At 43.1% G+C, this 12,681-nt stretch carries 17 protein-coding genes; 4 read left to right on the forward strand and 13 right to left on the reverse strand.

Annotated elements, in window-relative coordinates; all coding sequences use genetic code 11:
• Positions 1–234 precede the first annotated feature (234 nt).
• A complete protein-coding gene (locus A8709_RS28540) occupies positions 235–603 on the forward strand; it encodes a helix-turn-helix domain-containing protein (RefSeq protein WP_065857686.1) in 369 nt (122 codons plus the stop codon).
• A 105-nt stretch (positions 604–708) separates the two neighbouring features.
• Here A8709_RS28540 and A8709_RS28545 read toward each other — a convergent pair whose 3' ends face one another.
• Positions 709–1,215 carry a tyrosine-type recombinase/integrase gene (locus tag A8709_RS28545; protein ID WP_065857688.1) on the reverse strand — a complete coding sequence of 169 codons (507 nt, stop codon included), beginning with the start codon at positions 1,213–1,215 and terminating at the stop codon, positions 709–711.
• Between the two features lie 242 nt (positions 1,216–1,457).
• On the opposite strand from A8709_RS28545, the gene A8709_RS28550 reads away from it, so the two are divergent.
• Positions 1,458–1,748, forward strand: coding sequence for a hypothetical protein (locus A8709_RS28550; RefSeq protein WP_065857690.1), 291 nt, complete (start codon positions 1,458–1,460; stop codon positions 1,746–1,748).
• A 43-nt stretch (positions 1,749–1,791) separates the two neighbouring features.
• Here the strand turns inward: A8709_RS28550 and A8709_RS28555 are convergent, their stop codons facing one another.
• Positions 1,792–2,658: a metallophosphoesterase gene (locus A8709_RS28555; protein WP_065857692.1), complete on the reverse strand. Its 867-nt coding sequence runs from the start codon at positions 2,656–2,658 to the stop codon at positions 1,792–1,794.
• A 212-nt stretch (positions 2,659–2,870) separates the two neighbouring features.
• Between A8709_RS28555 and A8709_RS28560 the strand changes: the two genes are divergently transcribed.
• Positions 2,871–3,044: an anti-repressor SinI family protein gene (locus A8709_RS28560; RefSeq protein ID WP_244163362.1), complete on the forward strand. Its 174-nt coding sequence runs from the start codon at positions 2,871–2,873 to the stop codon at positions 3,042–3,044.
• Positions 3,045–3,063: 19 nt separating this feature from the next.
• On the opposite strand, the gene A8709_RS28565 is transcribed toward A8709_RS28560, so the two are convergent.
• The 3 genes from A8709_RS28565 to glmS all read right to left on the reverse strand — a co-directional run bounded on the left by A8709_RS28565 (position 3,064) and on the right by glmS (position 5,719).
• Positions 3,064–3,405, reverse strand: a complete 342-nt coding sequence (locus A8709_RS28565; protein ID WP_065857696.1) for a helix-turn-helix domain-containing protein — start codon at positions 3,403–3,405, stop codon at positions 3,064–3,066.
• A gap of 161 nt (positions 3,406–3,566) precedes the next feature.
• Positions 3,567–3,908, reverse strand: a complete 342-nt coding sequence (locus A8709_RS28570; protein ID WP_065857698.1) for a helix-turn-helix transcriptional regulator — start codon at positions 3,906–3,908, stop codon at positions 3,567–3,569.
• A gap of 8 nt (positions 3,909–3,916) precedes the next feature.
• A complete protein-coding gene (glmS, locus tag A8709_RS28575; RefSeq protein WP_065857700.1) occupies positions 3,917–5,719 on the reverse strand; it encodes a glutamine--fructose-6-phosphate transaminase (isomerizing) in 1,803 nt (600 codons plus the stop codon).
• A gap of 115 nt (positions 5,720–5,834) precedes the next feature.
• On the opposite strand from glmS, the gene A8709_RS34790 reads away from it, so the two are divergent.
• Complete coding sequence (locus A8709_RS34790; protein WP_167357199.1) at positions 5,835–6,002, forward strand: hypothetical protein; 168 nt, start codon at positions 5,835–5,837, stop codon at positions 6,000–6,002.
• Between the two features lie 13 nt (positions 6,003–6,015).
• On the opposite strand, the gene A8709_RS28580 is transcribed toward A8709_RS34790, so the two are convergent.
• From A8709_RS28580 to A8709_RS28610, 8 genes are all read right to left on the reverse strand, one after another.
• The gene (locus A8709_RS28580) at positions 6,016–7,185 is read right to left on the reverse strand and encodes a DegT/DnrJ/EryC1/StrS family aminotransferase (protein WP_065857702.1); all 1,170 of its coding nucleotides are present in this window, start codon (positions 7,183–7,185) and stop codon (positions 6,016–6,018) included.
• 66 nt (positions 7,186–7,251) lie between these two features.
• Positions 7,252–7,896, reverse strand: coding sequence for an acetyltransferase (locus A8709_RS28585; RefSeq protein WP_065857704.1), 645 nt, complete (start codon positions 7,894–7,896; stop codon positions 7,252–7,254).
• 4 nt (positions 7,897–7,900) lie between these two features.
• Positions 7,901–8,497 carry a sugar transferase gene (locus A8709_RS28590; RefSeq protein WP_065857705.1) on the reverse strand — a complete coding sequence of 199 codons (597 nt, stop codon included), beginning with the start codon at positions 8,495–8,497 and terminating at the stop codon, positions 7,901–7,903.
• 13 nt (positions 8,498–8,510) lie between these two features.
• Positions 8,511–9,344 (reverse strand): glucosamine inositolphosphorylceramide transferase family protein, encoded by an 834-nt coding sequence (locus A8709_RS28595; RefSeq protein ID WP_167357200.1) that lies wholly within the window; start codon positions 9,342–9,344, stop codon positions 8,511–8,513.
• Positions 9,345–9,486: 142 nt separating this feature from the next.
• On the reverse strand, positions 9,487–9,633 hold the full coding sequence (locus A8709_RS35765) for a YwzD family small protein (protein WP_482194137.1): 147 nt from the start codon (positions 9,631–9,633) through the stop codon (positions 9,487–9,489).
• A 3-nt stretch (positions 9,634–9,636) separates the two neighbouring features.
• The gene (gene galE / locus A8709_RS28600; protein WP_065857707.1) at positions 9,637–10,677 is read right to left on the reverse strand and encodes a UDP-glucose 4-epimerase GalE; all 1,041 of its coding nucleotides are present in this window, start codon (positions 10,675–10,677) and stop codon (positions 9,637–9,639) included.
• A 23-nt stretch (positions 10,678–10,700) separates the two neighbouring features.
• Positions 10,701–11,774: an EpsG family protein gene (locus tag A8709_RS28605; protein ID WP_065857709.1), complete on the reverse strand. Its 1,074-nt coding sequence runs from the start codon at positions 11,772–11,774 to the stop codon at positions 10,701–10,703.
• Between the two features lie 21 nt (positions 11,775–11,795).
• Positions 11,796–12,680: a glycosyltransferase family 2 protein gene (locus A8709_RS28610; protein WP_065857711.1), complete on the reverse strand. Its 885-nt coding sequence runs from the start codon at positions 12,678–12,680 to the stop codon at positions 11,796–11,798.
• Between the last annotated feature and the right edge of the window lies 1 nt (position 12,681).

The raw sequence follows: 12,681 nt of genomic DNA on the forward strand, positions 1-12,681 counted from the left end.
AATCATTTAACTTCACCCCTTAATATATGACTATATGTCGCTTCGTGTTACAATATGTATATATATTTCATTATATGATACAATTCGTAACTTATCAAGGGGTATCGTGTCTTTCTCATACATTTTGTATCTAGTCAAATGATTCTCTACTTTGATATAATAGTCTTCTGGTATAATTCGTTAAAGATAGTGGATATAATGATAAGGAAAAATGTACAGTGAGGACTGATCAAGCTGAAGTATGGAGATCGTATTGCGCTCTTGCGTGAAAAAAGAGGACTAACCCAAGAGGAACTATCCATTAAAATTGGTATATCCAGGGCATCCCTTTCTCACTACGAAACAAATCGCCGTGAACCAGATTACGAAACTATTAATAAGATTGCAACTTTCTTTCATGTTTCTATTGATTATTTGCTTGGTCGTACTAATCTTCAAGACACGGTCCTGGATACCGATGTTCGTGATTTCGTTGAGAACCTCGATTTAACTGACGAGAGTATCTTACAGAAGTTTGCATTAACTGTAGATGGTAAGCCGCTTTCCTCTGAGGAAGCACGACGATTCATCGCGTTTGTAAGGGCTGAGCGTTCATTAGAGTAGTTTGTAAGTAAAATTTTACAATACGATCATTCTCACGCCCTAGATCCCAAATTTTACGTTCAAGTACATCTTGCTGAGTACCTACTCCCAACGCTCAGCCAGCCATTAATTGTTGACACCGATATACTTTAAAGTCACAGATGGTGCAGACTGATTAAACAGATCCCTAAGCACAGAGACATTTCTCGTTTTGAGGTAGTAATGATAGCCGTAGGTTTTTCGCAAGGTGTGCGTACCTATATCTGTTAAACCTACCTGCTTTGCAGCCTGATTGAGAATGCGATATACGCGTATTCTTTTGATGGGGTTACCTGTTCGTTGGGAAGGGAATAAGTAGCTATCCTCGTCCATATACTGAACATATTCCTTAATATAAGCTTTTAGCTGCGAAGAAAGCTGAAATGTCTTTATTTTACCCGTTTTTTCCTCGCGTACACTCACTGTATTTCGATCCATCACATCTTTCACTTTCAAAAAAAGAAGATCACTGAGATGGAGCCCGGAATTGATCCCAATTGTGAAAAGAAGCCAGTCTCGCACCGATTGTTCCTTCAACACTTCCTGTATCTGCTCAATTTTCTCTTGTTCTCTAATAGGTTGAACAACTTGCATGAGTAGCACCTCACATGACCTTAAATAGTTTTCATTAGTATGTTACACTATGTATCTACGAATAACTATTAATCCGTTTTTGTTAAATTTATCACACTCCTTAACTATAATATGTTACATATTGTATCATAAATTTAGGAAATGATCTATGCTTTTACCGTTCTCAAATCCTATTATTTGCGGTATAATTCTTAATAAAGAACATTTCTCGCTAGGATTATTCGTGAAGGGAGGCCAAGTGCATGGTTAAATTCCTTAAATTCCACTTTATTATCCTACTCGCCAGCGCCATCATTTTTCCTGCGTATTCTTATGCATCAGCAAGCACCTCTCAATCAGACAATGCGCTCCAAAGTAAATCCCAGAGCATTCATCAATTTTTCAGCTATTTCTTTAATGATCATAAGAAAGTAAATGAAGAATTTAATGATTTTATAGCCAGTTGGAACCAGCAAGACTTTGACGACATTAACTGGGATGACGATGGGACAAGAAGTTCATTGGATATTTGGAAAAAATGGTTCAGCTATTAAAATAGCGAAAACTCCGCTGATATAGAGCGGAGTTTTTATATGTTTATGTCAGCCTTGGTTCTAAGGCAAACACGGTAATTTCAGGCCGACAATTAAATCGAATCGGATACAGGGTAGTGCCAATACCACGATTCGTGTAGACATGAAAATCGCTGCCTACGAAGCTGTATAAACCTATCGAATACTTTTGCCCTAAATCGGGTGTAAATACACTTCCGTAAAATGGAATTCGAATTTGACCGCCATGGCTGTGACCTGACAACTGTAAATCGACAGGATATTCCCAAGCGGTATCAGCGAAATCCGGCTCATGTGCAAGTAATAGGACGAATTCCTCATCCCGAATTCCTTTTAGCGCAAGCGGTAAATCCGGATTTCCATAAAACATTTCATCCACACCGACGACTTGAATATTCCCCTCCGCACGTTGCACAGACCTGCTCGCATTGACCAAAACGGTAAAACCGGCTCGCTCCAGAATAGCTACAATGCGATCTGCGCCTAAACGCATATCATGATTACCAAGCACGGCAAATTTCCCCAATGGCGCGTGCAGCTGCGATAAAATGGGTATAACATCCTCCGTCACTTCACCTTGATTAGAGTCAAATAAATCTCCTGTAAAACAAAGTATGTCCGGGGACTGCCTTTGAAGAAGTTCAACCAGCTTAGACAGGTGATTCAAGCCGTAATACTTGCCAATGTGTGTATCACTGAACTGCACGATTCGTACACCAGCAAATGATGGCGGATACCGCCGGAATGCTAGCTTTACAGTCGTCGTCTGTACCCAATTCCGTTCTCCGAATATACCATACGCGCCACTCATCCCTAGTAATACACCGAACGAGCCAAAGGCAAAAAGACTATGCTTAAGGAATGACCTGCGACTTATACGTTCCTTGTCCACGCCTATGTTTCCTCCCCTCACCCTGTCCAAATTATGGGCCATTCGACTTACACTGACGCGTTATTTGTCGGGGGATGTCAGCGCAAGTCATGATACACTTTGTATAATTTTAATATAATCGGGATTGATTTCGAGTAAAAAACGTGAGATAATACTTCTAACGATACAAAGTGTATCTTACACAGAATGTTTTGGAGGGGTCGTTTGTGAGTATGATAAACCAGATGGATATCGAAGAATTTGATGCTGAGTGGATCACCCTAATCATGAGCGCACGCAAGATGGGCCTGAGTATGGAGGATATCCGCGCATTCCTAAGAAGCCCCTTCCAGCCGAAAAAATACGCACATAACACGACTGAAAATGATCCTTGTATGTCCCCATAGAATAACAAACCTTGCCTACTTATTCATCGTTTGGCCGCTTCAATCTCCATTTATTGAAATCCAAAAACTCCCGAAATTGCTGCTTATCTACGCCAGAAGTCATCGCTTCTCTAATAATATCGTACCATTCTTCATCGATTTCATGTTCACTTCCAACCGTCACTTCCTGGTCATCGATAAGTCGATCGACAGGCACTTTTAAGACAGCGGCAATTTTCTCCAAAAATTGAATCGAAGGATTCTTTTGAATATCTCGCTCCAAGCTGCTAATATACGATTTGGCTACCCCTGCACGTTCAGCTAGTTCTGTCAGGGACAAGCCCTTCTCTTTCCTTAATTGTTGAACCCGTTTTCCAATCATATGCGATCTTCCCTTATATTAAAGTAGTAGTTTCTCCCTTTATTATAGCAGAATTCCTTGTAAAGAACAAATATTGTTCCTAATAAAGAACAGTAATAGCCCCTAAAAGGGGCTATTACTTACTTGTTTCCTTTACACCATTCTAGCGAAGATCCTTCATGCTAAGTCACTTTTTCCGTATGCCATTTCATAAACTCTATGAGCATTTTGAACTCTTGGATCCGTTCTTTTTTGATGCCGGATCGCTTCAAATCCAATATAAAATCCATCCATTCTTGATCCAGCCCGGCGTTCTGCTCTGCCTCAACGGTAATGAGTAATAACACCTTTAAATCAACCTTCAGAACCAACGCAATTTTCTCCATCACATGGATAGAAGGGTTCTGTTTGAGATTGCGCTCAATATTGCTTAAATATGACTTGGAAATACCTGTTCGTTCAGATAGCTCCGACAATGTGTAGCCTCTTTGTTTACGGATGCTTGAAATGTTATGACCTATCATCGTTATCCTCACTCCACAGTGACACTTTTCGCCAGATTTCTTGGTTTATCAATATCACATCCTCGATACTTAGCTGCGTAATACGCGATAAGCTGTAAGGGAATAACTGAAACTAGCGGCGTAAGCAGCTCGTGCACAGCCGGCAGAACGATCTGATCCGTCCCTTCCTCCATTCCCTCCATGCTAATCATACAAACATGTGCGCCGCGCGCCAAAATCTCTTGGACATTGCTTCGTATGTTTGCACGAACCGAGGACTGTGTCACTAATGCGATTGCAGGAGTCCCCTCCTCGACTAAAGCAATCGTACCATGCTTCAGCTCACCGCCTGCAAATCCTTCAGCCTGAATATAGGAGATCTCCTTCAGCTTCAAGGCACCTTCCAAAGCGACGTAATAATCCACACCCCGCCCTATAAAAAAGCAATTCCGCGAGGCATTCAAATACTGCCAAACTACCTCTTCCATCATTTCTTTTTTATTAATCATAATCTCCATGGCATTAGCCGCCATACTGAGCTCATGGAACGGATTCATCTGTCCCGCTCTGCCTTGTGCTTGCGCTTGATCGAAAGCCAACAGGGCTAATACAGCAATTTGAGCTGTGTATGCTTTGGTGGATGCTACCGCAATTTCGGGACCAGCATGTGTTAATAGCGTATAATCAGCTTCGCGCGAGAGCGTTGAGCCTGGTACATTGGTGATCGTCAAAGCAGGATATCCTAACTGCTTAATGGCTACCAATACCCCGCGGCTATCAGCTGTCTCTCCACTTTGCGAGATGAAGATAAAGAACGGATGCTTCGATAGAATAGGCCGGTTATACAGAAATTCACTCGCGATATGCGACTCAACAGGGATGTCAGCAACCTTCTCTAGCAGTTGTTTGCCAACTAGCCCCGCATGGTAACTAGTGCCACAAGCTATGATGTATACACGATCCGCTTCTTTCAGACTGTTTCGTAACTCCGAATCGATTCGGATATTTCCGCTAGCATCTTGATATTTGGAAATCACCTTACGAATGACCAACGGTTGTTCATCAATTTCTTTGAGCATGTAATGCGGGTAAAGGCCCTTCTCCATGTCGCTGGCATCCAGCTTGACTTGAAAGGGTCTTCTTTGCATGATTTCCCCTCGTAAATTGGTAATCTGCTTCGCATGCTGGCGAAGAATGACCATCTCTTCATCCATCAATTCTACGAATTGATTGGTAAGCTGCAGCATGGCCATGGCATCGCTTGCAATAACATGAAAATCAGTACCTTGCCCGATGAGCAAAGGACTTTTATTTTTGCCAACATAAATCGTTTCCGTATCCTCATGATCCAACAGTGCAATGGCATAAGAACCTTTAATTTCTAAGAGCAGCTGCCTGAATGCTTCCGGTACACCTAGTCCCTTTTCCACCAAATAGGCCATCATCTGAGCAATGACTTCCGTATCTGTGTCACTAGCAAAGGAAACTTGCGACAGAAACTGACGCTTCATTTCTTGATAGTTCTCAATGACACCATTATGTACAACCGTGAATCGGCCATTATTACTTTGATGCGGATGGGCGTTTCTCCGGCTTGGCTTGCCATGTGTCGCACATCTCGTATGTCCAATGCCAACGTTCGCCACCTCTTCAAGATCGATCACTTCACGAAGAGCTGCAATTCTGCCTTCTTCTTTATAGACATGCAGCCCCCTGTCGTTCAAAATAGCAATGCCAGCAGAGTCATACCCTCTGTACTCTAATCTTTCTAAGCCTTTGACTAGAATCTCTTTTACATCTTGATTACCGATATAACCCACAATCCCGCACATCGTAGAGGCCTCCTCATGGATATTCTTAATAAAGAACGATAGGATAATAGCTCGTATTAACTGAATACATTTGCCGATTTATACATACGTTTGTACAGAGGGGAGGGATCATGTCATGTATTCACTTTGGTCGGGTGTATGGAAGAAGACGTCATCTACTTACCATAAAATTATGCATGCCTACACTTACATTCTCTACCAAGACTGCCTAGATAGCGAAATGAAGGAAGCCTTCTTCACGAAAATGCGCTATCATCAAGCAAAAATTGATACATCAGCCTAAACCGCTTAGACGACTAAGCCGTCATACTTTTCGCGGTTATGATCGACTTTTGAATACAGGTAATAACCCTTGCTTGTTCTTCCTCCGTCAGGCTGGACCCCGAGGGTAAGCAGATTCCTGTCGTAAACAATTGCTCCGAAATGTGCTCCGTATCGCTATGCGGATAATAGGCAGCACCTTCGAATATAGGCTGCATATGCAGCGGCTTCCATACGGGACGAGCTTCTATATTCTCTTCCGTCAATACGTCTAATAATGAGGCTACAGAAACACCGGTTTCGTCAGGATCTAGTGTAAGAACCGTTAGCCATCGATTGGATCTCGTCTGTGCTAATTCCGGCATAAAACGTATACCCGGCAGATCGCTTAACGCTGCAGAATAGCGTTCGAATACCGCGCGCCTTGCTAGGACTCTGTCTTCCAAAACAGCTAATTGAGCGCGGCCTATCCCCGCTAATACATTGCTCATCCGGTAATTATAGCCAAGTTGACTATGCTGATAATGAGCCGCATTGTCTCGGGCTTGCGTCGCCAGGAAGCGCGCCTTTTGTAAGCCTTCGACATCATTGGAAACTAGTATGCCGCCGCCTGATGTCGAAATAATTTTATTCCCATTAAAGGAATAGATGCCATATTTGCCAAAGGAACCGCTCGCTCTTCCTTTATAAGACGATCCTAAAGATTCCGCTGCGTCCTCGATGATCGGGACTTGATACGCGTTACATAGCGCTACGATTTCGTCCATCTTGGCGCTCTGCCCATATAAATTAACTACGATGACCGCTTTAGGCAAGGCATCTTGTCGCGCGGCCTCTCGTAATGCTCGTTCTAATGCTTGCGGCGACATGTTCCACGTTTCTGGTTCCGAATCAATGAATACCGGTGCAGCGCCTAGATAAACAATGGGGTTTGCGCTTGCTACGAAGGTGAGACTTGAACAGAATACGGTATCACCTGCCGTTACATCCAATAATCGCAGGGCTAAGTGAATAGCTGCAGTTCCTGAGCTAACCGCCGCTGCATCGATGCGTCCCACATAAGACGCAAGCTCTTTCTCGAAGGCATCAACGTGTGGACCTAACGGAGCGATCCAATTTGTATCAAATGCGTCCTGGATATACGCAAGTTCATTACCACTCATATGCGGAGGAGAAAGATAGATACGCTTCTTATTCGTAAACATGGTTTCAGGTCACACCCTTTCAACATAATAAGAACTAGACTAGTGTCGGTACAGTGATGATGTCGTTTACGTTTTACTAGGAAGAACAGTTGCTGGAGTTCCTACAGCCGTCTGGTACGAAGGAATATTATGAATAACGGTAGCACCAGCACCTACTAGCGTCCATTCACCAATATGTTTTCCTGGAATAATCGTCGCTCCAGCTCCAATCATAGTTCCTTCCTGGATGACAACAGCCCCAGTTAATGTTGCTCTTGGTGCGATGTGAACATAGTCTGCTAGCTGACAGTCATGCTCAACGATCGCTCCTGTATTAATAATGGCATGATAGCCAATTTTGGCGTCCGCATTAATGACTGTGTTGGCCATAATGACCGTTCCTTGCGCGATAGAAGCGCTCGAACTGATCACTGCCGTTTCATGAATAAGGGTCAGGTAATGCTCATTCGGGATATCTAATCTTGCTATAATCGACTTTCTAATGCTATTGTTGCCAATAGCTACAACCCAGTTCAGTGCATTAACTTGTTCTGCTAATTGCGCAGCAGATGAAATTGGCCCCACGTACATATCCTCGTTCATCAGGAGTTCATCATACTTATCATCTAAAATGGCAACAATCCGATAATCACTTCTAGCATTTATTATTTCTCTAATGACTTTGCTGTGACCACCCTCACCGACCAAGACAACATTCACCTCCGACCACATCTTTTCATGAAAGATTAGATCCTGAGAATTTCTCCATCGTCACATGATTACCATGACTGACGCCTTCTGACTTCAATACTTTGCCAACCGTCATTGCTAGAATTTTCAGATCCAGCATAAAGCTTCTATTTTCCACGTACCAAATATCAAGTTTGAATTTCTCTTCCCATGAGATGGCATTACGTCCATGTACCTGCGCCCACCCTGTAATACCAGGCCGTACGAGATGACGTTTGGCTTGCTCTTCCGTATACAGCGGTAAATAATCCATTAATAAGGGCCTTGGCCCAACTAAGCTCAAATCTCCTTTGATTACGTTGACTAATTGAAGAAATTCATCCAGGCTGTATTTCCGTAGAAATTGGCCAAATGGCGTCAATCGAATGGCGTCCGGCAATAAATTGCCTTCACTGTCTCTTTCATCCGTCATAGATCGCAGTTTTAACAGCAGAATCGGCTTTTCATGGAGACCAGGCCTTTGCTGCTTAAAGATAATCGGCGATCCTAACTTCAGCTTAATAAGAAGAGCAACGACGCCCATAATTGGAAGAAACAACAATAATAGTGGGATGGCCACAAGTAGATCAAACAATCGCTTCATCTATCATCTTCTCCTACTGAACTCGACTAAACAGCTTAGATTTCATACGGTCTAGCTTCCAAAGCACATAATTCACATTCTTGAACGTATGCCCGTCCACGGCAACTAACCAGCGATTATCCTTCAATTGGAGCTGATCGATATGATGCATCCCATCTTTGCGCCAGTCATTTTCTTTCTTAGACCCGCTTAAGATAAGTGATACTTCCTCTTCCTCGTAGGCTTCCTCTGTGAGAGTGTTTACTTTAAACACCCGAACGGAGTCACCATAATGCGGATAATCGGCTTGCGTGTACCGATACACGTGTCCTTCCGAAACAATAAGTCTCCCACCAGGTCTGCTGATCTTATCATTTCCCGAAATAATTGGACTTTGCGGGTGCTCCAGCCATGGACCCTCTAACTGATCCGAAGAGAAGATGTGGAAGCTATCCGTTTCCGTGCCGGCGAACATCCACCATTTATCATGAATGTGTACTAGAGATGGGTCTAAATACTGACCTTCCATCAGCTCGCAGGCTACTTCCCATTCGTTCGGGAAATTCTTGGCCTTATATAAAATGACCCGATCCGATTCTGCTGTTTCAGGCAGCATATAAAATTTATTATTATGGATAAACACTTGCGGATAGGATAAATGAAACTTCTCACGCAGTACAACTTGCCCATACTTCCATGTAACCCCATCAGAACTTGATGCGACGCCGATTTCCCCTTGACCGGATGCTTTATTGAGTATTTCGAAGAACAAAAAAAATTCGGAGCCATGCTGGATAATGAAGGGATCGGCTACGAATTCTGCTGGAACGTCGGTTACGTCGGAGGCTTGAAGGCTGGGTTTTTCCAATCTGGTTCCCAATAATGATTTAAAAATAGCTTCGTTGGAATGAAATACATTTATTGACCAAACCTGAGTATCCACTCCCTTGTAAATTAATGAAAACAAATTTCGTATTGTTTGCAGAGGCGACGTTTTCTTTGAGGGCAAGTCATTTCCTCCCTAAAACTGCAACAATTTGTTGTTTTGTCTCTCTAATCAAGTCATTCAAATTGGCATTTTTATTTTCATTCCCAATTTTATAAACATGTAATAAGATTTCCTTCATATCATTTTGAGTGAGTTCAGATATATTCATGAATCATATAACCGGCTGGCTTTCATAATGAAATATGCCGTAACCCTGCGGATTATAGGTTTGCCAACGCCAGGAATCCAAGCACATTTCATCGATTCCCTTTTGCGCGACCCATCCTAATTCCCGCTCAGCTTTCGTCGGATCTGAATAACACATGCCAATGTCACCTGGTCTTCGGGCTGTGATCTTATATGGAACCGACCTGCCCGTTACGCGTTCAAAGGCAGATACCATTTCTAACACACTATACCCCTGCCCAGTTCCTAGGTTGTAAGCTTCTACACCAGAGGTCGCCATCACTTTCTCTAGTGCCTTTAGGTGTCCGCGTGCGAGATCAACGACATGAATGTAATCTCTGACCCCTGTGCCATCTAAGGTGGAATAATCATTGCCGTAGATCTGTAGTTCCTCTAATTCGCCAACTGCCACTTGTGTAATGTATGGCATCAGATTATTAGGGATACCATTTGGATTCTCCCCTAATCTACCGCTGCTATGAGCGCCAATCGGGTTAAAATAGCGCAGCAGTGCGATACTCCAAGCGGCATCAGAAACATGCAAATCTCGCATCATTTCTTCAATCATGAGTTTCGTACGTCCATACGCATTCGTCGCTCCAAGTGGTACATTTTCGGAGATCGGCACGCTTTCTGAGGTACCGTATACCGTTGCCGATGAGCTAAACACAATCTTCTTCACGGCATATTCTTGCATCAGCTCACACAATACGATCGATCCGGAGATATTATTATGGTAATAACGAAGAGGCAAGGAAACCGATTCTCCAACCGCTTTAAGTCCTGCGAGATGAATCACGGCCTCGATACGGTGCTGTCGGAAGACACTTTCCAGATCCTGCCGGTTTAATAGATTGATGGGATAGAACTCGAAGTCTCGGCCAGTGAGCTCCTTTACCCGTCTTAATGATTCCGAGCAGCTATTGCTCAGATTATCAACAACCACGATCTCATACCCTGCATTCAGTAGTTCCACACACGTGTGACTTCCGATATAACCCGCTCCACCCGTTACGAGAATTGCCATCCCAATAACCTCCTAATCCCAGATCAGAATTTGAAAAAATCACTCTTGTAGATAATGTCGAGCGTGACAACATTCTCATAGTAGAAATAGATAAAATAAAATCCGATGATCGCGTAGTAAACGAGCTTCTGTTGTTTTTTGGCGAACAAGCTAACCACCCAGGACATGAGGATCACATTATATAAGCCGAAATAGATGGTAAATCTAGCAAATATCCAGTTTTGCGTAGCGACAGCCATAACAACAAAATTCAATAGAGACATATTGACGACATAGTCGCCGTAGGGAAATATTTCTCTTAGTTTATGTCTACCTAGATAGGCAAAAATTAACGGGACTGCGCTAACCGCTACTCGAATAATATTGGCGCCGCCTTCTTGGAAATTCTGGTACTCACTGTAATGGGTGTCCGCAATTGCTGAGAAAATAGCGTTCGAGATTACACCATAACCAATAATCAGAATGACAGAAGCTGCTAAAAGGACAATCGTGGAGGTGGTCCAAGCCCTTCTTCTTACAATGAAGTAGATCGGGATTAGAATTAGTGCGCTTCCATGAAATAAAGATGCAAAGCCCACCACAAGGAAATACCTCTTCCATTTTCCTTCAAATAGAAATTTCGTAGCAGCGAATACGATCGCAGAGGCTAGAAATTGGCGTACGCCGTTCATTGAGACGATAAAGAGTCCAGATGTAATGAAAATATAGATACTTAATTCGAACAATTTGGAATACTTGTACAGCACATAGACGATAAGAACATTCGTGACTAGCGCCGTTATAAAAATTAACCATTGCGGATTCCCTGTAAATGATTTCAGTATCATTTGTAAAATACCGAAACCAATATCCTTATCCGCTTTGACTTCTGCCCAAGTAAAATCACTCAGGCGATACGAATACATATAAAAAAATGTATCCCCAATGTTATTTCGAAGCCCTGCGATGAGGACAAAGGTCGCCATCACAAGAGCGGTCAACCACTGATTCGGCTTCATCCACAGCTGGCCAGCGCCGTTACGTACCGGCTTAGCTATATGTCTAGAGAAGTATGAAGCCAAATAGACTACGACCAGATTAAGCCACAATATCGCCATGGGAGGTTCCTTTCGGATAGCTTATGAGAATCTCGTTTTTCTACTAACATACCAATACAGAAGGAAACCTAGCGGAATCGCGAGAAGGGTGAGCAGCTTGGCGGGTGTCTCAAGCATGAATTTCCGATTACCTGAGATGATGGAGCTAGATACGTAATGAATGGACTGCTTAAATTTGAATGAGACACTTGCAAAGGGGAGCTTCATGAGTTCTTTTCGGTAAAAGGCGAAACCGTTCGGATTTCTACGATACTGTTTCAACATGTTCATTGAGGAGCCATCCGGCAAATATTCGACGCAGCATAGTACTTCGTTCATTAGCAGCATTTCATATTGCTCATCCAGCTTGTAATACTTATACGCCAAACCGACATATTTCTCGTTGTCGAAAATAGGGTAAGGATGATTGCGGGTTAATTCACTTCGATAGACCAGCTTCTTATCACCTGTCACGCGATGTTTACTATATAGCTCAAACAGTGTCGAGCGTTTGCGGTCTTCTGGAAGTCGAGTACCAATAATGCGGCCATCTGTGAAAGCATCTAGTCCGATGATCCCGCTCACCTGATCATTGCCATGCTGGTCCCAGAAGGTAAGAATATGTTCCACAGCGTCAGACGGCATGTAATCGTCAGAATCAATGCATACATTCAACTCCGTGTCGATAAGTCGATAAGCCGCATTATGTGCGCCATGCATGCCCTGATTATCTTGACGGTGATACCGAATTTGCACGACATTCTCTTCTATCCAGCCCGCAACGACTTGTTGCGTATCGTCCGTAGAGCCATCATCAATAATGAGCCAAACGAAATCTTGGGACGTCTGCTGCTTCAGACTTTCATAACAAACGGGAAGACAGTAAGCCCGATTATAGGTTGGCGTAAACACGGTAAGCTTCTTCATC

It is taken from the genome of Paenibacillus pectinilyticus (assembly GCF_001700435.1).
In the GTDB taxonomy this organism is placed as follows: domain Bacteria; phylum Bacillota; class Bacilli; order Paenibacillales; family NBRC-103111; genus Paenibacillus_E; species Paenibacillus_E pectinilyticus.

Coding starts and splice junctions, on each gene's coding strand:
- A8709_RS28560 (WP_244163362.1), top strand. CDS start 2,871: ATGATAAACCAGATGGATATCGAAGAATTTGATGCTGAGTGGATCACC.
- A8709_RS28585 (WP_065857704.1), bottom strand. CDS start 7,896: ATGTGGTCGGAGGTGAATGTTGTCTTGGTCGGTGAGGGTGGTCACAGC.
- A8709_RS34790 (WP_167357199.1), top strand. CDS start 5,835: ATGTATTCACTTTGGTCGGGTGTATGGAAGAAGACGTCATCTACTTAC.
- A8709_RS28570 (WP_065857698.1), bottom strand. CDS start 3,908: ATGATAGGTCATAACATTTCAAGCATCCGTAAACAAAGAGGCTACACA.
- A8709_RS28545 (WP_065857688.1), bottom strand. CDS start 1,215: ATGCAAGTTGTTCAACCTATTAGAGAACAAGAGAAAATTGAGCAGATA.
- glmS (WP_065857700.1), bottom strand. CDS start 5,719: ATGTGCGGGATTGTGGGTTATATCGGTAATCAAGATGTAAAAGAGATT.
- A8709_RS35765 (WP_482194137.1), bottom strand. CDS start 9,633: ATGAATATATCTGAACTCACTCAAAATGATATGAAGGAAATCTTATTA.
- galE (WP_065857707.1), bottom strand. CDS start 10,677: ATGGCAATTCTCGTAACGGGTGGAGCGGGTTATATCGGAAGTCACACG.
- A8709_RS28550 (WP_065857690.1), top strand. CDS start 1,458: ATGGTTAAATTCCTTAAATTCCACTTTATTATCCTACTCGCCAGCGCC.
- A8709_RS28580 (WP_065857702.1), bottom strand. CDS start 7,185: ATGTTTACGAATAAGAAGCGTATCTATCTTTCTCCTCCGCATATGAGT.
- A8709_RS28565 (WP_065857696.1), bottom strand. CDS start 3,405: ATGATTGGAAAACGGGTTCAACAATTAAGGAAAGAGAAGGGCTTGTCC.
- A8709_RS28610 (WP_065857711.1), bottom strand. CDS start 12,680: ATGAAGAAGCTTACCGTGTTTACGCCAACCTATAATCGGGCTTACTGT.
- A8709_RS28605 (WP_065857709.1), bottom strand. CDS start 11,774: ATGGCGATATTGTGGCTTAATCTGGTCGTAGTCTATTTGGCTTCATAC.
- A8709_RS28590 (WP_065857705.1), bottom strand. CDS start 8,497: ATGAAGCGATTGTTTGATCTACTTGTGGCCATCCCACTATTATTGTTG.